At 72.9% G+C, this 26282-nt stretch carries 15 protein-coding genes; 8 read left to right on the top strand and 7 right to left on the bottom strand.

The window, feature by feature from the left end; genetic code table 11:
• The first annotated feature begins 84 nt into the window (after nucleotides 1-84).
• A complete protein-coding gene (gene secA / locus ACWCRA_RS27795) occupies nucleotides 85-2898 on the top strand; it encodes a preprotein translocase subunit SecA (RefSeq protein WP_451068884.1) in 2814 nt (937 codons plus the stop codon).
• A 261-nt stretch (nucleotides 2899-3159) separates the two neighbouring features.
• Here secA and ACWCRA_RS27790 read toward each other — a convergent pair whose 3' ends face one another.
• The gene (locus ACWCRA_RS27790; RefSeq protein ID WP_451068883.1) at nucleotides 3160-3588 is read right to left on the bottom strand and encodes an Rv3235 family protein; all 429 of its coding nucleotides are present in this window, start codon (nucleotides 3586-3588) and stop codon (nucleotides 3160-3162) included.
• Between the two features lie 292 nt (nucleotides 3589-3880).
• Between ACWCRA_RS27790 and ACWCRA_RS27785 the strand changes: the two genes are divergently transcribed.
• Together ACWCRA_RS27785 and ACWCRA_RS27780 are read left to right on the top strand one after the other, a co-directional pair.
• A complete protein-coding gene (locus tag ACWCRA_RS27785; RefSeq protein ID WP_351550918.1) occupies nucleotides 3881-4387 on the top strand; it encodes a DUF6912 family protein in 507 nt (168 codons plus the stop codon).
• A 71-nt stretch (nucleotides 4388-4458) separates the two neighbouring features.
• Nucleotides 4459-5175 (top strand): HAD family hydrolase, encoded by a 717-nt coding sequence (locus ACWCRA_RS27780; RefSeq protein WP_451068882.1) that lies wholly within the window; start codon nucleotides 4459-4461, stop codon nucleotides 5173-5175.
• A gap of 167 nt (nucleotides 5176-5342) precedes the next feature.
• Here the strand turns inward: ACWCRA_RS27780 and ACWCRA_RS27775 are convergent, their stop codons facing one another.
• Nucleotides 5343-5900 (bottom strand): DJ-1/PfpI family protein, encoded by a 558-nt coding sequence (locus ACWCRA_RS27775; protein ID WP_451068881.1) that lies wholly within the window; start codon nucleotides 5898-5900, stop codon nucleotides 5343-5345.
• A gap of 452 nt (nucleotides 5901-6352) precedes the next feature.
• On the opposite strand from ACWCRA_RS27775, the gene ACWCRA_RS27770 reads away from it, so the two are divergent.
• The 3 genes from ACWCRA_RS27770 (at nucleotide 6353) to ACWCRA_RS27760 (ending at nucleotide 13716) form a co-directional block, all read left to right on the top strand.
• Complete coding sequence (locus ACWCRA_RS27770; protein ID WP_451068880.1) at nucleotides 6353-11410, top strand: NAD-glutamate dehydrogenase; 5058 nt, start codon at nucleotides 6353-6355, stop codon at nucleotides 11408-11410.
• 347 nt (nucleotides 11411-11757) lie between these two features.
• The gene (locus ACWCRA_RS27765; protein WP_351550909.1) at nucleotides 11758-12387 is read left to right on the top strand and encodes an RNA polymerase sigma factor; all 630 of its coding nucleotides are present in this window, start codon (nucleotides 11758-11760) and stop codon (nucleotides 12385-12387) included.
• Between the two features lie 3 nt (nucleotides 12388-12390).
• Nucleotides 12391-13716: a CU044_5270 family protein gene (locus tag ACWCRA_RS27760; protein ID WP_451068879.1), complete on the top strand. Its 1326-nt coding sequence runs from the start codon at nucleotides 12391-12393 to the stop codon at nucleotides 13714-13716.
• Nucleotides 13717-13908: 192 nt separating this feature from the next.
• Here ACWCRA_RS27760 and ACWCRA_RS27755 read toward each other — a convergent pair whose 3' ends face one another.
• From ACWCRA_RS27755 to ACWCRA_RS27735, 5 genes are all read right to left on the bottom strand, one after another.
• Entirely contained in the window at nucleotides 13909-15126 is a 1218-nt protein-coding gene (locus ACWCRA_RS27755; protein ID WP_351550903.1) for a glycosyltransferase 87 family protein, read from the bottom strand.
• A gap of 309 nt (nucleotides 15127-15435) precedes the next feature.
• Nucleotides 15436-16326, bottom strand: a complete 891-nt coding sequence (locus ACWCRA_RS27750; RefSeq protein ID WP_451068878.1) for a carbohydrate ABC transporter permease — start codon at nucleotides 16324-16326, stop codon at nucleotides 15436-15438.
• On the bottom strand, nucleotides 16323-17678 hold the full coding sequence (locus ACWCRA_RS27745) for a carbohydrate ABC transporter permease (RefSeq protein WP_451068877.1): 1356 nt from the start codon (nucleotides 17676-17678) through the stop codon (nucleotides 16323-16325). The genes ACWCRA_RS27750 and ACWCRA_RS27745 overlap by 4 nt, the downstream gene beginning before the upstream one ends.
• A gap of 3 nt (nucleotides 17679-17681) precedes the next feature.
• Nucleotides 17682-19049: an ABC transporter substrate-binding protein gene (locus ACWCRA_RS27740; RefSeq protein WP_351550896.1), complete on the bottom strand. Its 1368-nt coding sequence runs from the start codon at nucleotides 19047-19049 to the stop codon at nucleotides 17682-17684.
• Nucleotides 19050-19232: 183 nt separating this feature from the next.
• Nucleotides 19233-22469, bottom strand: a complete 3237-nt coding sequence (locus ACWCRA_RS27735) for an FHA domain-containing protein (RefSeq protein WP_451068876.1) — start codon at nucleotides 22467-22469, stop codon at nucleotides 19233-19235.
• 479 nt (nucleotides 22470-22948) lie between these two features.
• Here ACWCRA_RS27735 and ACWCRA_RS27730 point away from each other — a divergent pair, with 479 nt between their 5' ends.
• Together ACWCRA_RS27730 and ACWCRA_RS27725 are read left to right on the top strand one after the other, a co-directional pair.
• Nucleotides 22949-24712 (top strand): serine/threonine-protein kinase, encoded by a 1764-nt coding sequence (locus ACWCRA_RS27730; RefSeq protein ID WP_451068875.1) that lies wholly within the window; start codon nucleotides 22949-22951, stop codon nucleotides 24710-24712.
• Nucleotides 24713-24964: 252 nt separating this feature from the next.
• Nucleotides 24965-26245 (top strand): serine/threonine-protein kinase, encoded by a 1281-nt coding sequence (locus ACWCRA_RS27725; protein WP_451068874.1) that lies wholly within the window; start codon nucleotides 24965-24967, stop codon nucleotides 26243-26245.
• The last annotated feature ends 37 nt before the right edge of the window (nucleotides 26246-26282 follow it).

The following is a 26282-nucleotide window of genomic DNA, read 5'->3' as shown; positions in this document are numbered from 1 at the left end:
CGTTGCGGTGGGGCCCGCCTGCCGTGCCCGCGCCGGCGTTCACCACGACCCAGCCAGGCCCGATCGGCAAGGAGACCAGCCTCAGTGTCCGTCTTCAACAAGCTCATGCGTGCAGGCGAAGGCAAGATCCTGCGCAAACTGCACCGCATCGCGGACCAGGTCAACTCCATCGAAGAGGATTTCGTGAGCCTCTCCGACGCCGAGTTGCGGGCGCTCACGGAGGAGTACAAGGAGCGCTTCGCCAATGGCGAGACCCTTGACGATCTGCTTCCCGAGGCGTTCGCCACCGTCCGCGAGGCGTCCAAGCGCGTCCTCGGCCAGCGTCCCTACGACGTTCAGCTGATGGGCGGCGCCGCGCTGCACCTCGGCTATGTCGCCGAGATGAAGACCGGTGAGGGCAAGACCCTCGTCGGCACCCTTCCGACGTATCTCAACGCGCTCTCCGGCAAGGGCGTGCATCTGATCACGGTCAACGACTACCTCGCCGAGCGCGACTCCGAGGTGATGGGCCGGATTCACAATTTCCTCGGCCTGACCGTGGGCTGCATCCTCGCGAACATGACCCCGGCCCAGCGCCGTGAGCAGTACGCGTGCGACATCACCTACGGCACGAACAACGAGTTCGGCTTCGACTATCTGCGCGACAACATGGCGTGGTCCCAGGACGAGCTGGTCCAGCGCGGCCACAACTTCGCCGTGGTCGACGAGGTCGACTCGATCCTCGTCGACGAGGCCCGTACGCCGCTGATCATCTCCGGCCCCGCCGACCAGGCCACCAAGTGGTACGGGGACTTCGCCAAGCTGGTGAAGCGCCTGACCAAGGGCGAGCCCGGCAACCAGCTCAAGGGCATCGAGGAGACCGGCGACTACGAGGTCGACGAGAAGAAGCGGACCGCCGCCATCCATGAGGCCGGTGTCGCCAAGGTCGAGGACTGGCTCGGCATCGACAACCTCTACGAGTCGGTGAACACCCCGCTCGTCGGCTACCTCAACAACGCCATCAAGGCGAAGGAACTCTTCAAGAAGGACAAGGACTACGTCGTCATCGACGGCGAAGTCATGATCGTCGACGAGCACACCGGCCGTATCCTCGCCGGCCGCCGCTACAACGAGGGCATGCACCAGGCGATCGAGGCGAAGGAAGGGGTGGACATCAAGGACGAGAACCAGACCCTCGCCACGATCACCCTCCAGAACTTCTTCCTTCTCTACGGCAAGCTGTCCGGAATGACCGGTACGGCGATGACCGAGGCGGCCGAGTTCCACCAGATCTACAAGCTCGGTGTCGTCCCCATCCCGACCAACCGGCCCATGGTCCGCAAGGACCAGTCGGACCTGATCTACCGCACCGAGGTCGCCAAGTTCGCGGCCGTCGTGGACGACATCGCCGAGAAGCACGAGAAGGGCCAGCCGATCCTGGTCGGCACCACCTCGGTCGAGAAGTCCGAGTACCTCTCGCAGCAGCTCAACAAGCGCGGTGTCCAGCACGAGGTGCTCAACGCCAAGCAGCACGACCGTGAGGCGACCATCGTCGCCCAGGCCGGCCGCAAGGGCGCCGTCACGGTCGCGACCAACATGGCCGGCCGCGGCACCGACATCAAGCTCGGCGGCAACCCGGACGACCTCGCCGAGGCGGAGCTGCGCCAGCGGGGCCTGGACCCGATCGAGCACGTCGAGGAGTGGGCCGCGGCCCTGCCCGACGCGCTGGAGCGGGCCGAGCAGGCCGTGAAGGCCGAGTTCGAGGAGGTCAAGGACCTCGGCGGGCTCTATGTGCTGGGCACCGAGCGCCATGAGTCCCGGCGTATCGACAACCAGCTGCGCGGCCGTTCCGGCCGTCAGGGCGACCCGGGCGAGTCCCGGTTCTACCTCTCGCTCGGTGACGATCTGATGCGCCTGTTCAAGGCCCAGATGGTCGAGCGCGTGATGGCCATGGCGAATGTTCCCGACGATGTCCCGATCGAGAACAAGATGGTGACCCGCGCCATCGCCTCCGCCCAGTCGCAGGTCGAGCAGCAGAACTTCGAGACCCGCAAGAACGTCCTGAAGTACGACGACGTCCTCAACCGGCAGCGCAAGGTCATCTACGCCGAGCGCCGCCGTGTCCTGGAGGGCGAGGACCTCCAGGAGCAGATCGCCCACTTCATGGACGACACCATCGACGCCTACATCCAGGCGGAGACCGTCGAGGGCTTCGCGGAGGAGTGGGACCTCGACCGGCTGTGGAGTGCCTTCAAGCAGCTCTACCCGGTGAAGACCGGCATCGAGGACCTGGAGGACGCGGCCGGTGACCGCGCCGGGATCACCGGCGAGTTCATCGCCGAGTCGATCAAGGACGACATCCACGCGCAGTACGCGGAGCGCGAGAAGCAGCTCGGCTCGGACATCATGCGCGAGCTGGAGCGCCGTGTGGTGCTCTCGGTCCTGGACCGCAAGTGGCGCGAGCACCTCTACGAGATGGACTACCTCCAGGAGGGCATCGGTCTGCGCGCCATGGCGCAGAAGGACCCGCTCGTGGAGTACCAGCGCGAGGGCTTCGACATGTTCACCGCGATGATGGACGGCATCAAGGAGGAGTCCGTCGGCTATCTGTTCAACCTGGAGGTCCAGGTCGAGCAGCAGGTCGAGGAGGTCCCGGTCGAGGACGCCGCCGACCGTCCCTCGCTGGAGAAGAAGGACACGGTTCCCGCCGCGCGGCCCGAGATCCGCGCCAAGGGCCTGGAGGCCCCGCAGCGTCCGGACCGGCTGCACTTCTCCGCGCCCACGGTGGACGGCGAGGGCGGTGTGATCGAGGGCGACTTCGACACCGACGGACAGCCCGCCCGCTCCGAGTCGGACGGGATGACGCGCGCCGAGCGGCGCAAGGCCCAGAAGAGCTCGGGCCGCCGCCGCAAGAAGTAGCACCGCCCGCCCCGTTCGCGGGGCGGGGGATCACCGGTATCGGGCCGGACGCCACAGCGGCGTCCGGCCCGATGTCCGTTCCCGGTGTGTCCGGGGTGGCTTCTGTGGCCCTGTGGCCCTGTGGGGCCCGGGGCCACCCGGGGGGCGGAGAAAGGGCCGGTGCGGGTTCCGCGGGCCCCTGGGGGCCTCCGGCGGGCTCCGGGCGCGGGCTCGGGGGGCTCCCGGGCCCCCGGGCGGGCTCGCGGGGGCCTCCGGGGGGGGCTACTCCCGGGCGGCGGCGAGGGCGGCGCGCTCGCCGCCCAGCTCCACGGCCGAGCAGCGCCAGCGCCGGTCCGGGCCCTGCTCCAGCCGGAAGGCCATCGCGCTGACCCGGTCGCCCGAGCCGATCCGGGCGAATGCCTCGATCACGCCGGGGCCGGGGTGGAACTCGCCGCAGTGCCGGAGGACCGGCATCACCCGGTCGGCGGGCAGCAGCGGCGCGCCCGGCGCCAGCCGCACCAGCTGCTCGTACGCCTCACCGGCGGTGTGGCCCAGCATCCAGTGCACCGGGCGCTGACCGCTGAGCACCGCGAGAAGGCGTTCGGCGAACCAGTAGTGCGGGCGCTGCCGCCGCGCACGGGCCACCGCCGACGCCGTGACCCCGGCGGGTCGGCGCTGGTCGTGTCGCCCCGCCGGCCTCGTCCTGTTCATGCGTGTCCCCCCTGCTCACCGGGCCGGACCTCTCGATACCGGCCAGTAACTTGTTGGGGATCTTCTACGGGGTCCCCCGCCGGGCCCGCAATGGGCGGGCGGCGCGGGGGAGGCGGCCCGGAAAGTTCACCGAACCGGGTGAAGGAGGCCGCCTCCGGCCCCGGGAACACCGGGGACGCGGGGGTGAACCGGGGGTGCGCGGGTGACGGCTGGCCGGGGTGGAGCGGCAGCCCGAAAGAGTTACCTCCCCCGTATCCTGAGGTCGCCTCCCGACGACGAAAGCGGCCATCCCATGCGTGTGTACGTTCCCCTGACCCTCTCCGGTCTCGCAGCGGCGCACACGGAGGGCGAACTGGGCCCCGGCCCGGTGACCGCGTACGGCGTCACGCCGGGGCTGCGCGAGTGGTACGTCTCCGACGACGTCGAGGAGCTGGAGTACGCGGCCCTCGGCCGGGCGGCGGCGGCCTCGCTCCGGCTGCTCGCCGACGCCCCGGAGGAGCAGGGCCGGCGGGTCGTCGTCGCCGTGGACGTGCGCGACCAGGACGCGGCGGCCGACCCCGGCCGGCCGTCCGCCCCGGGCTCGCCCGGGCGGCTGCGGATCGCCTCCGCGGTGCCGCTGACCGGCGCGGCGGCGGTGCATGTCGACGCGGACGACGCGGTCGCCGATGTCACCGCGGCGGCCCGTGCGCTGGAGGCCGCCGACCAGGGCGACGCGGGCGCCCAGCTCACGGTCGACGGGGCCGAGGACCATGAGCTGCTCTGGTACGGAGTGCAGGAGATCCCGGCCCTGCTGTCCTGAGCCGTACGCTCCGACCTGCGCGTTCTCAAGGAGATCAGCCGATTGTCGGACCCGGCGGGTACGGTTTTCGCATGGGGAATCACATGGGGAACAGCGCGCTGACGACGGGGCGCCCGGGGGCGTCCGCCGCCACCCACCTGGTCTGGGACTGGAACGGCACCCTGCTCGACGACGTGACCGCGGTCATCGCCGCGACCAACGCCGCCTTCGCCGAGATCGGCCTCGGCCTCGAACCCATCACCCTGGAGCGGTACCGCGAGCTGTACTGCATACCGATCCCCCTCTTCTACGAGCGGCTGATGGGCCGGCTGCCGACCGCCGCCGAGTGGGAGCTGATGGACGGCGCCTTCCACCGGCACTACATCGAGCAGCGCACCGGCTGCGGGCTGACGAGCGGCGTCGAGCTGCTGCTCGACCAGTGGCGGCTCGCGGGCCACAGCCAGTCCCTGCTGAGCATGTACGAGCACGACCAGCTCGTCCCGGTCGTGCGCGGTTACGGCATCGAGAGCCACTTCGTCCGGGTCGAGGGCCGCAAGGGCCCCTCCGGCGGCTCGAAGGCGCTGCACATGGAGCGCCACCTCCGGGCGCTCGCCGACACCGCGCCCCCGGAGCGCACCGTGGTGATCGGGGACGCGGTGGACGACGCCGTGGCCGCCGCGCACGTCGGCGCGCGAGCGGTGCTCTACACGGGCGGGTCGCACAGCAGGGCCAGTCTGGAAGCGGTGGGGGTGCCGGTGGTGGACACCCTCCAGGAAGCGGTGGACGAGGCGATACGCCTGGTGGCGTGAGGCCGTCCCCGCCACCCGCGCCGCACGCCACCGCGCCCCCCCCGCCACCGCACCCCCCCCGCCACCCGCCTCGCCCCAGCGGCACCGGGCCCCGCGGCGGGCCTCACACCGGCGGCCCCGGGCGGCCCCGCACCGGGCGCCTCCAGGTGCGCGGGCCCGGCCGGGTCTCAGCCCTTCGACTTCAGCACTTTGAGGAACTCCCGCATCCACGCCGGGTGGTCCGGCCAGGCGCGGGAGGAGACCAGGGTGCCGTCCACCACCGCCTCCGCGTCCTGGAAACTCGCCCCCGCCGCCTGCATATCCGGTTCCAGGGCGGGATAGGCGGTCACCCGGCGGCCCTCCAGGCCACCGGCCGCAGCCGTCAGCAGCGGGCCGTGGCAGATCTGGGCCACCGGCTTGTCCGCGTCGAAGAAAGCCTTGGTGATCTTGCGCAGCTCCGGGTCGTTCCGCAGATACTCCGGGGCGCGACCGCCCGGGACCACCAGCGCCGCGTACTGCCCGGGATCGACCTCCGAGAAGGCCAGATCGGCGGGCCAGGTGTACCCCGGCTTCTCGGTGTAGGTGTCGAAGCCCGGCTCGAAGTCGTGCACGACGAACCGGAGCTTCTTCCGGGTGGGGGCCGCGATGTGCACCTCGTACCCCTCCTCCAGCAGCCGCTGGTAGGGGTAGAGGACTTCCAGCGACTCGGCGGCGTCGCCGGTGACGATCAGGACCTTGGCTGCCATCTGGCTGCTCCCGGGGTCGGACTGAACGGAAAGGACGGTTCGGGTGACGCAGTGCCGCCGGGGGCGACCGTGTGTCATCACCGACAAACTGCACCGTCAGGGAGTGCTTGCCAAGAGGGCCTGTGTCGCTGCGCAGAGTGTCAAACTTCTCACCCCGCTTTTGTACACATAAGGCTCATGACGCTTCGGGGGTGCGGGGCGATAGCCTGGAGCCGTGATCAGCGCGATACGCCCTGGGGGCAGCGAAGCCCCCGGCCTGCGCCCGGAACGCCACCGCGTCCGGGCGATCGGTGATCCCCCGGTGCCGGCCCCCTCGTTGAATTTTGTCGAATGCGGTCCGGACCACTCTCATCGCGGCATACCGTCGACCACGACCGGACACCCCGTGTCGTGGCGTCGCGTCGCATCTTCCACCTACGTCACGCAACGGCGCGCGACAGGAGCCAGAGGACATGCAGACCAAGCTGGACGAAGCCAAGGCCGAGCTGCTCGCACGGGCGGCCCGGGTAGCTGAGAACAGTCCCGGCTGGGGGCACCTCCCCGCCGGGTCCGAGCGGGAGCAGCGTCCGGACCGGGACACCCTGCTCGGCTACCTCCAGCGCTACTACCTGCACACGGCACCCGAGGACCTCACCGACCGCGACCCGGTCGACGTCTACGGGGCGGCGTTCTCCCACTACCGGCTGGCGGAGAACCGGCCGCAGGGCACGGCCAATGTGCGGGTCCACACCCCGACCGTCGAGGAGAACGGCTGGACGTGCAGCCACTCCGTCGTCGAGGTGGTCACCGACGACATGCCCTTCCTGGTGGACTCGGTCACCAATGAGCTCTCCCGGCAGAACCGCGGCATCCATGTCGTGATCCACCCGCAGGTCACGGTCCGCCGCGATGTGACCGGCAGGCTCATCGAGGTTCTCCACAGCGACGAGCACAGCAAGCACACCAAGGGGAACCGTGCCCTCCCGCACGATGCCCTGGTCGAGTCCTGGATTCATGTCGAGATCGACCGCGAGACCGACCGCGCCGACCTCAAACAGATCACCTCCGACCTGCTGAGGGTCCTCTCGGACGTGCGCGAGGCCGTCGAGGACTGGGAGAAGATGCGCGACGCCGCGCTGCGCATCGCCGACGAGCTGCCGAAGGAGCCGATCGCCGCCGATCTGCTCGACCAGGACGTGGAGGAGACCCGCGAGCTGCTGCGCTGGCTCGCCGCCGATCACTTCACCTTCCTCGGCTACCGCGAGTATCAGCTCACCACGGACGACGCGCTGGCCGCGGTCCCCGGGACCGGCCTCGGCATCCTCCGCTCCGACCCGCACCACAGCGAGGACGACCCGCACCCGGTCAGCCCCTCCTTCAGCCGGCTGCCCGCCGACGCCCGCGCCAAGGCCCGTGAGCACAAGCTCCTCGTCCTCACCAAGGCCAACAGCCGCGCCACCGTCCACCGGCCCAGCTATCTCGACTACGTCGGGGTCAAGAAGTTCGACGACGACGGCAATGTCATCGGTGAGCGCCGCTTCCTGGGCCTGTTCTCCTCCGCCGCGTACACCGAGTCCGTCCGCCGGGTGCCGGTCGTCCGGCGCAAGGTCGCCGAGGTCCTCGAAGGCGCGGGCTTCTCGCCCAACAGCCACGACGGCCGCGACCTGATCCAGATCCTGGAGACCTACCCCCGGGACGAGCTGTTCCAGACCCCCGTCGACCAGCTCCGCACCATCGTCACCAGCGTGCTCTACCTCCAGGAGCGGCGCCGGCTGCGGCTCTACCTCCGCCAGGACGAGTACGGCCGCTACTACTCGGCCCTCGTCTACCTGCCGCGCGACCGCTACACCACCGGGGTGCGGCTGCGGCTGATCGACATCCTCAAGGAGGAGCTGGGCGGCACCAGCGTCGACTTCACCGCGTGGAACACGGAATCGATTCTCTCCCGTATCCACTTCGTCGTCCGCGTCCCCCCGGGCACCGAGCTGCCGCACCTCACCGACGCCGACACCGAGCGCATCGAGGCACGGCTGGTCGAGGCCGCCCGCTCCTGGGCCGACGGCTTCGCCGACGCGCTCACCGCCGAGCTGGGCGAGGAGCACGCCGCCGAGCTGCTGCGCCTGTACGGCAACGCCTTCCCCGAGGGCTACAAGGCCGACCACTCCCCGCGCGCCGCCGTCGCCGACCTGGTCCACCTCGAAGCGCTCACCAGCTCCGGCCGGAACTTCGCCCTCTCCCTCTACGAGCCGGTCGGCGCGGCCCCCGGCGAGCGCCGCTTCAAGATCTACCGCACCGGTGAGCAGGTCTCGCTCTCCGCCGTGCTGCCGGTGCTCCAGCGCCTCGGCTGCGAGGTCGTGGACGAGCGGCCGTACGAGCTGCGCTGCTCCGACCGCTCCGTCGCCTGGATCTACGACTTCGGTCTGCGGATGCCGCCCACCGCCGGCAACGGCGACTACCTGGGCGACGACGCCCGGGAGCGGTTCCAGGACGCGTTCGCCGCCGTCTGGACCGGTGACGCGGAGAACGACGGCTTCAACTCGCTGGTCCTGGGCGCCGGTCTGACCTGGCGGCAGGCGATGGTGCTCCGCGCCTACGCCAAGTACCTCCGCCAGGCGGGAGCCACCTTCAGCCAGGACTACATGGAGGACACCCTCCGCACCAACGTCCACACCACCCGGCTGCTGATCTCCCTCTTCGAGGCCCGGATGTCCCCCGAGCGCCAGCGCGCGGGCACCGAGCTGACCGATGGGCTCCTCGAAGAGCTGGACGGTGCGCTGGACCAGGTCGCCAGCCTCGACGAGGACCGCATCCTGCGCTCCTTCCTCACCGTGATCAAGGCCACACTGCGGACGAACTACTTCCAGGGCGCCGCCGGAGCCGGCGACAACACGGGCGACACCCGGGCCGAGGGCGCCACCAAGGGCAAGGCCAAGGCCAAGGGCGCGGGCGACGCCAAGGGCAAGCGGACCCACCACGGCTATGTGTCGATGAAGTTCGACCCGCAGGCCATCCCCGACCTCCCCGCGCCCCGCCCGGCGTTCGAGATCTGGGTCTACTCCCCCCGGGTCGAGGGCGTGCATCTGCGCTTCGGCAAGGTGGCGCGCGGCGGGCTGCGCTGGTCCGACCGGCGGGAGGACTTCCGTACGGAGATCCTCGGCCTGGTCAAGGCGCAGATGGTCAAGAACACGGTGATCGTGCCGGTGGGCGCCAAGGGCGGCTTCGTCGCCAAGCAGCTCCCCGACCCGTCCGTGGACCGGGACGCCTGGCTCGCCGAGGGCATCGGCGCCTACAAGACCTTCATCTCCGCCCTGCTCGACATCACCGACAACATGGTCGCGGGCGAGGTCGTGCCGCCCGCCGACGTGGTGCGCCACGACGAGGACGACACCTATCTCGTCGTCGCCGCCGACAAGGGCACCGCGTCCTTCTCCGACATCGCCAACGAGGTCGCGGTCGCCTACGACTTCTGGCTCGGCGACGCCTTCGCCTCCGGCGGCTCCGCCGGATACGACCACAAGGGCATGGGCATCACCGCGCGCGGCGCGTGGGAGTCGGTCAAGCGGCACTTCCGCGAGCTGGGCCACGACACCCAGACCGAGGACTTCACCGTCGTCGGCGTCGGCGACATGTCCGGCGATGTCTTCGGCAACGGCATGCTGCTCAGCGAGCACATCCGGCTGGTGGCCGCGTTCGACCACCGCCATATCTTCATCGACCCGAACCCGGACGCCGCCACCTCCTACGCCGAGCGCCGCCGCCTCTTCGAGCTGCCCCGCTCCAGCTGGGCCGAGTACGACAAGAAGCTGCTCTCGGCGGGCGGCGGCATCCACCCCCGTACCGCCAAGTCCATCCCGGTCAACGCGCACATCCGGGCCGCCCTCGGCATCGGTGCCGAGGTCTCCAAGCTCACCCCCGCCGAGCTGATGAAGGCGATCCTCCAGGCCCCCGTGGACCTGATGTGGAACGGCGGAATCGGTACGTATGTGAAGGCGACGGGCGAGTCCAACGCGGATGTCGGCGACAAGGCCAACGACGCCATCCGGGTCAACGGCGACGACATGCGGGCCAAGGTCGTCGGCGAGGGCGGCAACCTCGGACTGACTCAGCTCGGCCGGATCGAGTTCGCCCGCAGCGGCGGTCCCGAGGGCACCGGCGGCCGGGTCAACACCGACGCCATCGACAACAGCGCCGGTGTGGACACCTCCGACCACGAGGTGAACATCAAGATCCTGCTCAACGCCCTCGTGACGGACGGCGACATGACCGTCAAGCAGCGCAATCTGCTGCTGGCGGAGATGACCGACGAGGTCGGCGCCCTGGTGCTGCGCAACAACTACGCGCAGAACGTCGCCCTCGCCAACGCCGTCGCCCAGTCGCCCTCCCTCCTCCACGCCCACACCCGCTTCATGCGGCGCCTGGGCCGGGACGGGGCGCTGGACCGCTCGCTGGAGTTCCTGCCCAACGACCGGCAGATCCGTGAGCTGCTCAACAACGGCAGGGGGCTGAGCCAGCCGGAGCTGGCCGTCCTCCTCGCGTACACCAAGATCACGGTCGCGGACGAGCTGATCGGGACGAGCCTGCCCGACGACCCGTATCTGCGCCGGCTGCTGTACGCGTACTTCCCCAGGCCGCTGCGGGAGAAGTTCACCGAGGCCGTGGAGAACCACGCGCTGCGCCGGGAGATCATCACCACCGTCCTGGTCAATGACACCGTGAACACCGGTGGCTCCACCTTCCTGCACCGGCTGCGGGAGGAGACGGGCGCGTCGATCGAGGAGGTCGTCCGCGCGCAGACCGCCGCCCGGGAGATCTTCGGCCTCAGCTCGGTGTGGGACGCGGTGGAGGCCCTGGACAACAAGGTCGCGGCCGATGTCCAGACCCGGGTCAGGCTGCACTCCCGCCGGCTCGTCGAGCGCGGCACCCGCTGGCTGCTGGGCAACCGGCCGCAGCCGCTCCAGCTGGAGGAGACCATCGGGTTCTTCGCGACCCGGGTGGAGCAGGTCTGGGCCGAGCTGCCCAAGATGCTGCGCGGCGCCGATCTGGAGTGGTACCAGCGCATTCTGCAGGAGCTGACCGACGCGGGCGTGCCGGAGGAGCTGGGGCTGCGGGTGGCCGGATTCTCCTCCGCCTTCCCGACGCTGGACATCGTCGCCATCGCCGACCGGACCCAGAAGGAGCCGATGGCGGTCGCCGAGGTCTACTACGACCTCGCCGACCGGCTGCGGATCACCCAGCTGATGGACCGGATCATCGAGCTGCCGAGGGCCGACCGCTGGCAGTCGATGGCCCGTGCGTCGATCCGTGAGGACCTGTACGCGGCCCACGCGATGCTGACGGCCGATGTCCTCTCGGTGGGCAACGGCGCCTCGACCCCCGAGGAGCGGTTCAAGAGCTGGGAGGAGCAGAACGCCTCGATCCTGGGCCGGGCGCGGACGACACTGGAGGAGATCCAGGGCTCGGACACCTTCGACCTGGCGAATCTGTCGGTCGCGATGCGGACGATGCGGCAGTTGCTGCGCACCCACAGCTAGGGTCCGCGGCCGGGAGCACCGGGAGCACCGGGAGCACCGGGAGCACCGGGAGCACTGGGAGCACCGGGAGTACCGGGAGCGCGGAGAGCGCGCAGGGGCGCCCGCCACCCTTCGGGGAGGCGGGCGCCCTCGCGTATCCACCCGTTGTCCGCACCGCACCGCACCGCACCGGCCCGGCCGGGTCCTCTCGTCCGGGACCTCGTCCGCCTCCGCCTCGGGGGAGTCATCAGAGCGCGAGCGGGGCGGGCCACGGATTCCCACGAGCCGGCGCGCGGGCTGTAACGATCGGCCCCGCCGCACCACTTCTCCATGACAGATCGAACCCGGAGGGGACGGAGGTGCGGGCGGTGGCCGAGGAAGCGGACCGCTTCACCGCGATGTACGACGCCTGCCGCGGGCGGGTGTGGGCCTATGTGGTCAGCAGAGCCGGCCGGCAGGTCGCCGACGAGGTGGTGAGCGAGACCTTCGCCGTCGCCTGGCGGCGCTGGGCCGATGTGCCGGGGGAGCCCCTGCCCTGGCTGCTGGGCGTGGCCCGCAATGTGCTGCGGGACACCGTGCGGGCGGAGATCAGACGGGAGTCGTTCGCCGCCGAGCTGGGGGAGTGGACCGAGCGCTCGGCAGGCGCCGGCACGGGCGATATCGCCGACGATGTGGCGGATCGGAACGCGCTGCTCAGAGCCCTGGCGACCCTGCCCGACGACGACCGGGAGGTGCTGGTCCTCGCGGCCTGGCACGGGCTCGGGCCCGCCGAGGCGGCCCGGGTCGTCGGCTGCTCGGCGGCGGCGATGCGGGTCCGGCTGCACCGGGCGCGCAGACGGCTGACCAGAGCCGTCGACCACGCCGCGCCCCAGCGGCGGGCCGGGAGCCCCGCGCCGAACGGGGGCGGCGCCCCGCCACACGTACCGGACCGCGAGGCGCCGAAGGCACCGGCGCGCGCGGCGGACGGCCGGGTTCAGCTCGTACGAGAGGAAGTGTGAAGGATGAGACACGATGTTCTGCGGCGGCTGGCGGCAGCCCGTCCGGCGCATCTGGACCCCGAGGCACCGGCCGGAGAGGGTGTCAGGGAACGGGAGCTGGCGGCGGCCATGGCGGGCGACCGGGCCACCCACCGTACCCACGGCGCGCACGGCACCCGCGGCGCGGCCGGTGTGCGGCGGGAGCGTACGGCGGCGGGGACGGGAAGCGGACGGACGGGTCCCGGGAGGCTGCTCAGTCCCCGGTGGGGCATCGGGCTGGCCTCGGCCGCGACCGCCGCCGTGCTCGGGGTGACGCTGCTGCCCGCCGGGGACGGCGGGTCGTCCGCGCCCGGCACCGCCCGCGACGCCGCCCGTGAAGCAGGTCAGGGCACCCTCGGTGACGGCGCGTCCGGCGGGGCCTATCTGCTGGCCGCCGCCGAGCGCCAGGAGGCCGGGGGCGACCCGGCCGGCGATGGCGCCTTCTGGTACCAGAAGGAGCGCCACGGCGCGATGTTCCGGGTGCCCGGGGCGAACGGCGGCCCCGGATATGTGGTCGACGACCGGTACGAGTCCCGGGAGTGGCTGGCCCGGGACGCCAACCGGCGCTGGTCCCGGACCACCGGCATCGGCGCCCGCCCCGCGTCCCCCGGGGACGAACGTGCCTGGCGGCAGTCCGGCGCGCCCCGTGCCTGGGATGTCTTCACCGGCTTCGGGAAGCTCCGCCACGAGGCGTCGGGCCTCATCGCCCAGGACGCTCCCGGCGGCAGCGGGGACACCATGCCGATGGGCGAGATCCAGATCAGGCAACTGCGCGGCCTGCCCACCGACGTCGAGGGGCTGCGCGAGCGGCTGCACGAACTCGTCGACGAGGAGTACAACGCCCCGGCGCGCCATCTGCGCGAACTGGTGGCGGCGAAGGCGCTGGAGATCGCGGTCGGCATGCCCGCGGGACCGGAGCTGCGGGCCGCCGCGTACCGCCTGCTCGCCGCCGAGCCCGGGGTCCGCGCCCTGGGGGAGATCAAGGACCGCTCGGGCCGTCCCGGGTACGGGGTCGCCCTGCCCAGCCCCGGAGGCATCGAACGCCGGATCGTGCTCGACAAGAGGACCGGGGCCCCGCTCGGCACCCTCACCGTGGCCACCCGGGACGATCACGACCGGGTGAAGGGCGAGGTCATCGAGTACACGACCCATCTGGAACAGAGCTGGACGGACACGCCTCCGCCGTTCGACCGCGACGAACAGCCGGAGATCGAGCTTCCGTACGACCCGGAGAACCCTCCGTACGACCCCGCGAAGGGAGCCCCCGAGCCGGGGTCCGGGTCCGCCGCCCCGCCGGCGCCGCGCGGCTGACCCGCCGGCGGGTCCGACGGGGTGCTCCGCCGGACCCGCCGGACCCGCCGGACCCGCCGGACCCGCCGCACCCGCCGCACCGCCCGGAGGCCGCCCGCCGCCTGACCACCGGCGGGCGGCCCTCGGGCGGTGCGGCGGCGACGGCCGGGGCCCCGGCCGCCCGGCCCCGGCCGCCCGGGGCGCCGCGGGCGGTCAGACGGTCGTCAGCCAGAGCCGCCGGCAGGAGAGCACCGCCGCCACCAGCAGCAGCCCATTGCGGAGCACCATCAGCAGACACCCCACCGGGGTGCCGTCGATGACATCGTCGTACAGCAGCGGGAAGACCAGCGCGCTGAGCACCGCCGCGGGCACCATCAGCAGCGCCACCAGGCGCTGGGTGGTGTGCCGGGAGGTCAGACAGACCGCCGCCAGACCCAGCAGCCAGATCATGTACTGCGGGCTGATGACCCGGCTGGTGACCGTGAAGAGGAGCACGGCGGCGAACGCGGCATCGTAGGGCGTGGCCGGATTCCAGCGGCGGGCCCTGATCCGCCACAGCACCAGCCAGCAGAGCGCGCCCAGGCTCAGCGCCAGCGAGAGCCGCGCCATCGAGGTGACGTACGGGCCGGTGAACTCGAACGCCCCGTACTGGAAGGCGACCTCGCCCGGCCACCCCCATCTCCGCGCCAGCAGCAGCGCGGTCCCGCCCAGCGACTCGATCTGCACTCCGCGCGCGCCCTGCTGCCGGAGAAAGTCCAGGGGGTGGCTGAATCCGGTCAGCAGTACGGCCATCAGCACGGCGGCGGAGGCGGCGGCCGAGCCCCAGACGGCCCTGGTGGTACGCCCCCGGGGCGTACCCAGGACGGTCAGCAGCGGCCACACCTTGATCAGCGCCCCGATTCCCGCGAGCGCACCGCCCAGATGCGGCCGGCCGCGCAGGGCGAGCAGGGCGAGGACGGCGACGGCGGTGACGGGCACGTCGTAGCGGGCGAGCGGCAGATTCAGCAGCAGCGGCAGCGCGCACACCCAGAGCCAGGCGCCCTGTGTGCCGGCCCGCGCCAGGGCGGCCGTGACGACGGCGTCCGCGAGCAGCACCACGACCACGAACGCCTGGAAGTACGTCAGCCAGGGCAGCGCGGCGGGCGACAGGAAGACCACCGCCGCGCCCGGGGGGTACTGCCAGGTCACATCGCCCAGGGGGAAGGCCCCGTGGACGAGTTGTCCGTACCAGCTCCGGTAGAGCCGGTGGACCTCGCCGGCCACGCCCGAGTCGCCCAGCCGGTCGATGAGCAGCAGGGCGAGCATCCCGAGGCGGGTGACGGTCCAGACGGCGGCCAGCGCGAGGGCGGGCCGGGGCCGGGGACCGGTCTCCTCCGGGTCCCGGAGGAGAAGGAGGGCAGGCGGCAGCGAGGCGAACCGATGGGGCGTCATCGGCCGGTACTTTAGTCCGCTTTGGTGTACTTTCTAGCTATTTCTGGATCGGCGGATCGTGCGCGGCGAGAAGGCATGCGGCGAGAAGGCATACGGCGGAAGTCGGCATACGGCGGGAAGTCGGCGCGCGGCGAGGAGTCGGCGCGCGGCGGGATGGGGCCCTGCGGGAGGTGCTCGGCCGGACGTGCTCGGCGGGAGCCACCCTGCGGGAGGCGCGCGGGGGCGTGTCCCGCCACCCGCCGACGCCGGCCGGGTACGGGGCGCACCCCCGTGCCGCCCCGGACCCGGCCCGCGTCGCCGCGCCGGCCGCTACTTCACCGCCCCGGCCATCACCCCCGAGACGAACTGCTTCTGGAAGGCGAAGAACACGGCCAGCGGAATGATCAGGGACAGAAACGCCCCCGGCGCCAGCACGTCGATGTTGTTCCCGAACTGCCGCACCTGCCGCTGGAGGGCGACCGTGATCGGCGCGCTCTGGGAGTCCGCGAAGATCAGCGCGACCAGCATGTCGTTCCAGACCCACAGGAACTGGAAGATGCCCAGCGAGGCGATGGCCGGCGCCCCCAGGGGCAGCACTACCCGGGCGAAGAGGCGCAGCTCACCCGCCCCGTCCAGCCGTGCGGCCTCCAGCAGCTCCCGGGGGATCTCGGCGAAGAAGTTCCGCAGCAGGAAGATGGCGAACGGCAGACCGAACGCCACATGGAAGAGGACCACCCCGAGCGTGGTCTCGAAGAGCCCGACCTCGCCGAAGAGCCTGGACACCGGGACCAGCGCCACCTGCACCGGGACCACCAGCAGCCCCACGACCACCATGAACCACCAATCGCGGCCCGGGAAGTCCATCCAGGCGAAGGCGTATCCCGCCAGCGAGCCGATCACCACCACCAGCACCGTCGCCGGGACGGTGATCATGACGCTGGAGAACAGCGAGTCGGTGATGGCCTCGTTCTCCAGCAGCCGGGAGTAGTTCTCGGTGGTCAGTTCGGCGGGTGCGCTGAACACCCGCCACCAGCCGCTCTCCGCGATGTCGGACGGGCCGCGCAGCGAGGAGATCAGCAGGCCGAAGGTGGGCATCAGCCAGAAGAGGGCCACCACCACCAGGAACACCCGCATCACACCGCCGGCGGCACCGGCCGCGATCCGCGCCGGGAGTGAGCGCTCTGCCTTCGCCACGCCGTTCTCCGTGGTCGGCGCTGTCATCGGCCCTGCTCCCTTCGCATGCGCCGGATGTTGACGTACATCACCGGAATCACCAGCAACAGCAGCAGCACCGCGATGGCGCTGCCGACGCCCAGGTGCGCGTCCGTGCCGAAGGACGAGCGGTAGAGCTGGAGGGCCAGTACGTTGGCGTCGTCCTGGGCCGAGCCCGGCGCGATGATGTAGACCAGGTCGAAGATCTTCAGGACGTTGATCATCAGGGTGACCAGCACCACCGCCAGCACCGGGGCCAGCAGCGGGACGGTGATCCGCCGGAAGACCTGCCACTCGTTCGCGCCGTCCATCCGGGCGGCCTCCAGCAGCTCGCGCGGGACGGCGGCGAGACCGGCCGCGATCAGCACCATCGCGAACCCGGCCCACATCCAGACATAGCTGCCGATGATCGCCGGGGTCACCAGCGACGGGCCGAGCCAGTCGACACCGTTGTACGGCTCCCGGAAGTTCTCGGCGGGCAGCCGCACCTGGGCGCCCTCCGCCGAGGCCGGCAGCGAGAAGGTGCCGTCCGCCGCCGCCCGGGCCGATGCCACCACCGCGCCGTCCTTCACCGCCTCCACTCTGATGCCCTTGAGCCCCGGCTCCCCGGCGTCGACGACATTGGGCCGGCCGCCGCCGCCCTTGGTGAAGTCCAGCCACGCGGTGCCGGTGATCCGGCCGTCGCCCGCTCCCGGTTCCTGGGCTCTCGCGGCCCCGGCGTCGGAGGGCATCTTCTCCGGCGGCACCCCCACCAGCGGCAGCAGCACCGGGCGGTCCGCGCTCACGGGCTCCTTGGTGACGAAGGAACCGCCGCCGCCCGCCTTCAGCGGATGCGCCGGCAGCGGATGCGCCCGCTGGAAGGTGGCCGACTCGTTGAAGGTGTCGTGCACCCCCACCCAGACCGCGTTCGCCGCGCCCCGCTCCGGGTCCTGCTCGTACACCAGCCGGAAGATGATCCCGGCGGCCAGCATCGAGATCGCCATCGGCATGAAGACGATCAGCTTGAAGGCCGTGCCCCAGCGGATGCGCTCGGTCAGTACGGCGAAGATCAGCCCCAGCACCGTGGAGACCGCCGGGGCGACCACGACCCACACCGCGTTGTTCTTCACCGCGGTCAGAATTGTGTCGTCGGTGAAGATCTCCACATAGTTGTCGAGACCGGCGAATCCACTGCCGGACTGGTCGAAGAACGACCGCTGGACCGAGTACCCGATCGGGTAGACCACGAGCGCGCCCAGCAGCACCAGCGCGGGCAGCAGAAAGCCGGCCGCGACGATTTTACGTGTGCCTGTCACGCTCTTGCGCTTCTTCGCGGGGGGTCCCGGACGCGCCGGGCCCCCCGCCGCCGTCGCGGTGGACACCCGTCAGCTCTTGTACGCCTTGGCGGCGTCGGACTCCAGCTTCCGCTGAATTCCGGCCACATCCTTCGGGTCCTTCAGAAAGTCCTGAAGGTGCTTCCAGAAGCCGCTGCCGGGCGTTCCGCCGAAGGACTGCGGCATCTGGTCCGACATATCGAACCGGAAATCGCTGTCCGCCTCGATCAGCGCCTTCGCGATGTCGCGCTGCACGTCATTCGGGTACGCATCGAGATCCAGCGACTTGTTCGGCGAGACGAACCCGCCCTCGGCGGCCTGAATCCGCGCCGCGTCGGGCGAGGCGAGGAAGGTGAGCAGCGCCTGTGCGCCCTTGCTGTCCTTGAGGGCGACGGCCGCGTCGCCACCCGTCACCACCGGCGGCTTCGAGCCAACCGCGGGGAAGGGGAACACCTTGGCGTCCGTACCGATCTCCGCGTCGGTCTGCGCGATGTTGACACCGACGAAGTCGCCCTCGAAGACCATCGCGCCCTTGGGCTGGTCGCCGCCCGTGAAGGTCTGGGTGACGGAGGCCGGGAACTCGGTCTGGAGCGCGCCGTCCGCACCGCCCGCGATCAGATTCGGCTTGCCGAACAGCTCGCCCAGGGTGGTCAGCGCCGCCTTCACGGACGCGTCGGTCCACTTGATCTCGTGCCGGCCGAGCCGGTCGTACTGGTCCGGGCCCGCCTGGGAGAGATAGATGTTCTCGAACCAGTCCGTGAGCGTCCAGCCGTCCGCCCCGGCGACCGAGACCGGCGGGACACCCGAGGCGGAGATCGTCTCGGCGGTGGCGAGGAAGTCCTTCCAGGTCTCCGGCACCTTCGCGCCCGCGTTCTCGAAGGCCGCGCTGTTGTACCAGACCAGCGACTTGTTGGCGGCCTTGTAGTAGACGCCGTACTGCTCGCCCTCGATCTGGCCGATCGTCTGCCAGCCGACCGAGTAGTTCTTCTCCAGCTGGGCCCTGGCCGCCGCGCCGACGGGCTTGGCCCACTTCCGCTCCACGGCCTGCCGGATGGCGCCCGGCTGCGGCAGCATCGCCACATCCGGCGGACTGCCGCCCGCGATCTTCGTGCCGAGGAAGTTGATGATCGGGTCCTGGGCCGGCACAAAGGTGACATCCGCCCCGGTCCGCTTCTCGAACTCATTGAGGACCTTGACGAAGTTCTCCTGCTCCGGGCCGCTCCAGACCGCCGCGACCTGTATCTTCTCGCCGCTCAGCCTGGGCAGTTCGACGCCGGCCGCCGGCGCCCCGCTCGTGTCCTTGCCGGTGTCCGCACTGTCGCCGCCGCTCCCGCCGCTGTCACCGCAGCCGGCGAGGGCGAGGGCGGCGATGGCCGCGAACGCCACCGCGGCCCTTCCCGTGCGAAGAGGTGTGTGCATTTCTGCCCCGTCTCTCGCGTCCGCTGTCCCGTTGCCCGACAGGTGTACGCCCGGTACCGGGGGCCCGCAATAGCCGTCAGGGGACCCGAGAGCCTTTCGTGATGCCTCCGTGAGGTGAGGTCGCCCCGGTGGCGCGCCGGAGTGCGCCGGTGCCGCGGGCACCGGCGCCCGCGGCACCGCTGGTCAGGGGTGTACGGCGGAGAGGGGCGGCACCGGAGCCGCGTCCACCAGGTGGGCGGCGCGCTCCAGCGCACTGGCGAGCAGGGCCAGATCGGTCGGCCCGTTGCCCAGTTCGCGCACGGGGCGGCGGGTCGGCGGATCGCCCATGCGCTCCCACTCCAGCGGCACCACGGTCGGCCGCAGCGTCGCCGTGCGCGGGATACGGCCCGTCACCCGGCCGGCCTGGAAGGGGGTCACCCGGCCGTCCGGATGCCGCAGCCCGCCCCGGCCCGGAAGCGGATCGTCCGGTCCGGCCGACGCGGGGGGAGCGTCCAGCGCCACCCGCAGCCGGGCCGCCCGCGCGGGCTCGGTGTCCGCCGTGCGGTCCGGGCGGGCCGAGGCCGTCACCAGATGCACTCCGAGCCGCCCGCCGTGCCGGGCCACGGCCTCCAGCGCGCGGACCACCGAACCGGCCGCCGGCCGGCCCGTGCTGCCGAGAGCCGGGGCGACCAGCGCGTCGAAGTCGTCCACCAGGACCACCAGCCGGGGCAGCGGACGCTCCGACGCCGAGGACACGGCCCGCACCCGCCCGCCCGGGCGGAGCCGGAGCGTGCCGCTCGGCGCGGATTCCAGATCGCCGCGCGACGAGGGTTCGTGCGGGTCGGACGGGACGGCCGGACGGCGGCCCGCCAGCCGCTCGGTGGCATGGCGCCGGGTGTGGCTGTCGGCGAACTCCACCCCGCCCAGCAGTTCGGCGCGCCGCTTCAGCTCCGCCCCGAGGGCCTGGGCGAACGTCCGCATCCGCACCGGGTCGTTCGCCACCAGGTGCTCGGTGACATGCGGCAGCTCCGTACAGACCGCGAGCCCTTCACCGCGCCCGCCGCCCGCGCCGTCCACCAGCAGCAGACCCAGCCGGTCGGGCCGGCCCGCGGCGGCCAGCGAGGCGGCGACCGAGCGGAGCAGTTCCGTGCGCCCGCTCCCGGGCGGGCCCTCGATCAGCAGATGCGGCCCGTCCTCGGCCAGGTCGACACAGAGCGGGCCGGCCGGGCCGGTGCCCAGCACCACGGCCCCGTCGGAGGTGCCCGAGGCCCAGCGGGCCATCAGGGAGGCGGGGGTGGCGCGGGCGAGACCCAGTTCGTCCAGCAGCCGGGCCGAACGGGGCAGCGCGGTCGCGGCGCTCGGGCCGGGGCCCGGGCCCTCGGTGCGCAGCGGGGCGAGGGCGCGCGCGAACCGCTCGGCCCAGGCCGCCGACACCGCGTCCACCGCGGCCGGTGTGCCCTGGCCCGCGGGGAGCCCGCCGGCCGTGCGCAGCAGCCGCAGCGCGGTGGCCACATCGCCGCTCAGTATCGCGACGGCTCCGCACTCGCGGAAGGCGAGCGAGGCCTCGCACGCCGACTCGTAGGTCGCGGCTATGGGCGAGAGCGGTGAGGCGGCGGGTGTCTCCGCCAGCGCGATCAGATGGATGCCGGCGGCCGGGCCCACACCCGCGAGCCGGGCCATCGTCTCGCGCAGGGCGGCCGAGCCGGGGTCCCCGTCGACCACGACGACCGTGCGCCGCCCGGTGTACCGGTCGGCGGCGTCGGAGACGGTCGTACGGTCGGCGCTCGGCCAGCCGGCGCCGAGCGGGCCGTCGTCCAGCCGGCGGGTCAGCTCGGCGGCGCGGGCGGCGGCCTGGTCCCGGTCGTAGGCCAGCAGCAGCCGGCAGTCCTGGCCGTGCGCGGGCCGCAGATGGGGCAGCCAGCCGAGCCAGGACCACTCGGCCCTGCGCTCCTCCAGGCTCCGCGCCCGGTCGGCGCTGATCAGCACGATCTCCAGCCCCGCCGGCGCGTGCAGCGCGGCGAGCTGGGCCACGGCGGACCTGGCCGTGCCGGCGAGCCGCTCCCGGGGACCGGCCAGACCCAGCGAACCGGCCTCGCGCAGCCCCACGGTCACCGGCACGGACGGCAGCCCGTCCCGGTCGGCGGTGCCCAGCCGCAGCACCAGCGCCTCGGGGTGGCCGGGGCCCCGCTCCCAGAGCCGCGGCCCGGGGCCCAGGGCGGTGAGCAGTACGGCGGCGGGGTCGGGCCAGCAGTCGGCGACGGAGGCGGCGGCCACCGGCGGCGGGCCCGGCTCCGGCGCGGTCTCCTCGGCGGTCTCCTCACGGCCTCCGGTGAACCGCCGGGCCCAGGCGCCTATGCCGCGCCTGCGGGGGGCGGCCCGGGCGCCCTCCGGCTCCGGCGCCCCGGGGCCGTGCGCCTCCCCGGCGGGGAGGCCGTCGCCGGCGGCCCGGGCCGGGGTGTACTGCGCGGGCACCCGCACCACGGGGCCCGCCGCGTCCCGGGCGCTCCGGGGCGCCTCAGCGGAGGGCTCCCGGGCCGGGCCGTGGCCGGAGCCGTCGGACGATCCGTGTCCCCGGGGGGCGGGGGTGTGCGGGCCGCCGCCCGCCGCCGGGGATATGGACGCCTCCGGGCCGGGGTCGCCGCCGGCCCGGCCAGCCTCCGCGCCGGCCGGCTCCGGGCCGGGCCCCGCGCCGTCCCGCTCCGCCCCGGCCGCCGGGACCCGCAGATGCCCCTCGCCGTCGGGGACCGTGGCCAGCGGCGCCGAGCGGTCGCCCGGCGCGAGCAGGAGCGTGGACTCGCCGAGGCGCAGCAGCGCGCCCGCGGGCAGCCGCACCGGGCGGTCGCCCACCGGTCTGCCGTCCAGCGTGGTGCCGTTGGTGGAGCCGAGGTCGGCGACGGTGACCCGGCCGTCGTCCCCCACGGTCACCTCGCAGTGCAGCCGGGACACATCGGGGTCGTCGAGCGGGACATCGGCTGCGGCGGAGCGGCCGACACTGATCCGGCCGCCGTGCAGCAGATGCACCCCGCCCGCGTCGGGGCCCGCGACGACATGGAGCCGGGCGGCGGCGTCCGTCGCGCACGGGCCCACGGGGCCGGGGAGCTGGAGGGAGAGCACCGCGCCGTCGACCAGCGGCGGCTCGCCGAGGGTGCGGCGCTGGGCGTCCAGCCGCTCCTCGCCCGCGTAGACCACGACGGTGCCGTGGACATCGGGGCCCGCGACGGCGGTCGCCAGCGCGGAGGCCACGGCGGCCAGCGCCGTCCCCGCGGGTGCGGTGACGAGCACATCGCACGCGCGCGCGCCGGAGGGCCCGCGCGCGTGCGCACCGGCGGGGGTCGCGGAGCCCGCGCGGGCCGCGGCGGCCTCCGCCCCGGCGACCGCCGTCGCGGGCCCCGCCGCGGGCTGCCCGCCGCGCGGCGCGAGAACGGTCAGCCGGATCTGCATCGCCGTCAGCAATCCCTTCTGCGCGGGGTGCCCGGCAGGGGTCGCCTCGGATCGCCCCCACCCGGCAGGTCGGCGCGGCCCGTGGGGCTCCCGCCCCCACGGCTCCGCGCTGAGGGCATCCTCGCACCTGCCGCTGACAACACGCCCGGGGACTGTCAATAAGTGATCTTGATTGGTCCGCTCCGGACGGAAAAATGCCTGGTTGGGTTCTGGACCGGAAGCGGATGTTGCGTACGGCACGCGGCGGTCCGGCAACCTTCGCCGCCGAGCGGGCGTCTTCCCCGCGGGCGGGACACGGCCGCCGGCGGTGGGCCCGTGTCCCCGAGGGGCCCGGCGGAGATCACCGGGGGCGCTCCCGGACCACGGCCTGTGGACAACCGCCGGTGTTCTCGGCACAGGCCCTAAAGTGGGTCGGACACCCGGGTGGCCACAGCGGGCCCGGACCACGCAAGGACCACGATCAGCAGGGAGCGCATGACGTGCGGCCTGTAGGCAGCAAGTACCTCCTGGAGCAGCCGCTCGGACGCGGTGCCACCGGCACCGTCTGGCGTGCCCGTCAGAGGGAGACCGCGGGCGCCGAGGCGGCCGTCCCGGGCCAGCCCGGCGAAACCGTCGCGATCAAGGTCCTCAAGGAGGAGCTGGCCAACGACGCGGATGTCGTGATGCGCTTTCTGCGCGAGCGGTCCGTCCTGCTCCGGCTGACCCACCCCAATATCGTCAGGACCCGGGACCTGGTGGTCGAGGGGGATCTCCTCGCCCTGGTGATGGATCTGATCGACGGCCCGGACCTGCACCGCTATCTCCGCGAGAACGGCCCCTTCACCCCGGTCGCCGGCGCCCTGCTGACCGCCCAGGTCGCCGACGCGCTCGCCGCCAGCCACGCCGACGGGGTCGTCCACCGCGACCTGAAGCCGGCGAACGTGCTGCTGAAGACCGACGCCGACGGCCAGATGCACCCGATGCTGACCGATTTCGGCATCGCGCGCCTCGCCGACTCCCCGGGCCTCACCCGCGCGCACGAGTTCGTGGGCACCCCCGCCTATGTCGCGCCCGAGTCCGCCGAGGGGCGCCCCCAGACCTCCGCCGTCGATGTCTACGGCGCCGGCATTCTGATGTACGAGCTGGTCACCGGCCGTCCGCCGTTCGCCGGTGGCACCGCGCTGGAGGTGCTCCAGCGCCATCTCAGCGAGGAGCCCCGCCGCCCCACCACCGTCCCCGAGCCGATGTGGACGGTCATGGAGCGGTGTCTGCGCAAGGAGCCGGGGGAGCGGCCCAGCGCCGAGAACCTCGCCCGCGCGCTGCGCACCGTCGCCGCCGGGATCGGCGTCCACTCCACCCCCGCCCAGGTCGACGCGGCCCTCGGGGTGGCCGGCCTGCTCGCGCCCGACCCCGCGCCGGCCCCCGTGCCCCCGACGCCGGGCGCCGCCGACCTCACCCAGGTGCTGCCGAACAACGCGGGCTCCGACCCGAACGCGGCGACCAGCGTGATGGGGCAGACCGGCTCCCCGGCCGGTGCCGCCGACGCCACGAGCGTGCTGCCGCACACCGGGCCGCCCGGTGCCGACCCGACCGCGGTGATGCCTCCCGTACCGCCGCGTCCGGACGGCTCCCCGCAGCAGCCCGGGCCCGGGGACCCGCACCCCTGGCAGTCCCAGCTCCAGGCCGCCCGCGACCGCAACGACCAGACGCAGGTCCAGTACCTGGACCCGAGCCAGGACCCGCTGCGCCGCCGTCCGCAGCGCCAGCAGCAGCCCCACCCCCAGCAGGGCCACCCCCAGCAGCAGCACCAGCAGCACCAGCAGCCGCCGTACCCGCCCCAGCAGCAGTACGCGCCGCCGCAGCACCAGCCCCAGCAGCCGCCGCAGCGTCCCCAGCCCCGCCGGCAGCGGCCCCAGCCGCAGCCGCCGCAACAGCAGCAGTACGCGCCCCAGCCGTACGCGCCGCCCCAGCAGCCGCAGCAACCCCAGCAGCCGCAGCCGCCCGCGCGGCGGGAGCCCCGGCAGCCGCGCCAGCGCAGCGCCAACCCGACCCGCATCCCGGGTCTGGGCTGCCTCAAGGGCTGTCTGGTCTCCGTGCTCATGCTCGTGGTCGCGGGCTGGCTGGTCTGGGAGCTGACCCCGCTCCAGGACTGGGTCGCCCAGGGCCAGGGGTACTGGGACGCCATCGGCGACGGCATCGCGAAGGTGACGGACTGGGTCTCCGAGCTGGGCGGCTCGGGCTCCGGCTCGGGCGGCGGCCAGTAACCGGCGGGGCGGCCTTCCTGGCCCCGGTCCTCCTGGCCCGGGGCCGGCCGCCGGGTCCCGGACACCGGACCCCGCACCCGCCGGTCCCGGGGGCGGTCCCGGCCCGGCCGCGCGCTCCGGGCCACTGAATGGATTTGTCGACTTCCCGGGTCTCTTTCGTCCCGGGAAGTGAAGGTTGGCGCCATCCGGGGCACACGCGCCCCGGTTCCCCGCGTACGTTATGGGCCAACGCCAGCCGCTGAGGGAGCAGTCTTGGCACGGAATATCGGCAGCCGGTACACAGCCCACCAGATCCTCGGACGGGGCAGCGCGGGCACGGTCTGGGCGGGGGAGGGCCCCGAGGGGCCCGTCGCCGTCAAGCTGTTGCGCGAGGACCTCGCGTCCGACCAGGAGCTGGTCGGACGCTTCGTCCAGGAGCGCACCGCCCTGCTCGGACTCGACCACCCCAGGATCGTCGGGGTCCGTGACCTCGTGGTCGACGGAAACGACCTCGCGCTCGTCATGGATCTCATCCGGGGCACCGATCTGCGCACCCGTCTCGACCGCGAACGCCGGCTCGCCCCCGAGGCCGCCGTCGCGATCACCGCGGATGTCGCCGACGCCCTGGCCGCCGCGCACAAGGCCGGGGTCGTCCACCGGGACGTGAAGCCCGAGAACATCCTGCTCGACATGGAGGGACCGCTCGGCCCCGCCGGTTCGCACCCCGCCCTGCTGACCGACTTCGGCGTCGCGAAGCTCATCGACACCCCGCGCCGCACCAAGTCGTCCCGCATCATCGGAACCCCCGACTATCTGGCGCCCGAGATCGTCGAGGGGCTGCCCCCGCGGGCGGCGGTCGACATCTACGCCCTCGCGACCGTGCTCTACGAACTCCTCGCCGGCTTCACCCCCTTCGGCGGCGGCCACCCGGGCGCCGTGCTGCGCCGCCATGTCACCGAGACGGTCGTCCCGCTCCCGGGCATCCCCGACGAGCTGTGGCAGCTGATCGTGCAGTGCCTGGCCAAGGCCCCCGCCTCCCGGCTGCGCGCGTCCGAGCTGGGCACCCGGCTGCGCGAGCTGCTGCCGATGCTGGCGGGCATGCCTCCGCTGGAGGTGGACGAACCGGACACCGAGCCGGTGTCCGAGCCGTACCGCGAAGCCGCGCCCGAGCCCCAGGGCGAGGTGCGCCGCCGGGGCGCGGTCCCGCTCGTCCCCGGTGCGGCCCCCGCCGACTCCAACCGCGACACCCACACCTCCATGAGGGTCCCGGCCCCCGACGAACTGGCGGGCGGCGCCCACGGCACGGCCCGCGCCCCCCGGGCCCCCGGCCAGCGCCGCCCCGGCTCGGCCCGCAACAGGGGAACGGGGAAGGGCGCCGGCCCCGGCAGGTCCGGCGGGGTCTCCGGAGCCGTCCGCAAGCGCCGTATCACCCTGGGCGTGGCGGGCCTGGCGCTCGCCGCGGCGCTCGGCGTCGGCGGCTGGCTCGCCCTGGGCGACAGCGACCCGGAGCCCCCCGGACGCGACTCCCGGCACTCCTCGCCCACCGCGCCCTGAACCGTCTCTCTCGGATCTCGCCGGGCCCCGGGGCCGC

The organism is Streptomyces sp. NPDC001889, from assembly GCF_053594535.1.
The sequence above is the reverse complement of the archived record's forward strand: the minus strand, read 5'-3'. Positions and strand labels throughout refer to the sequence as shown.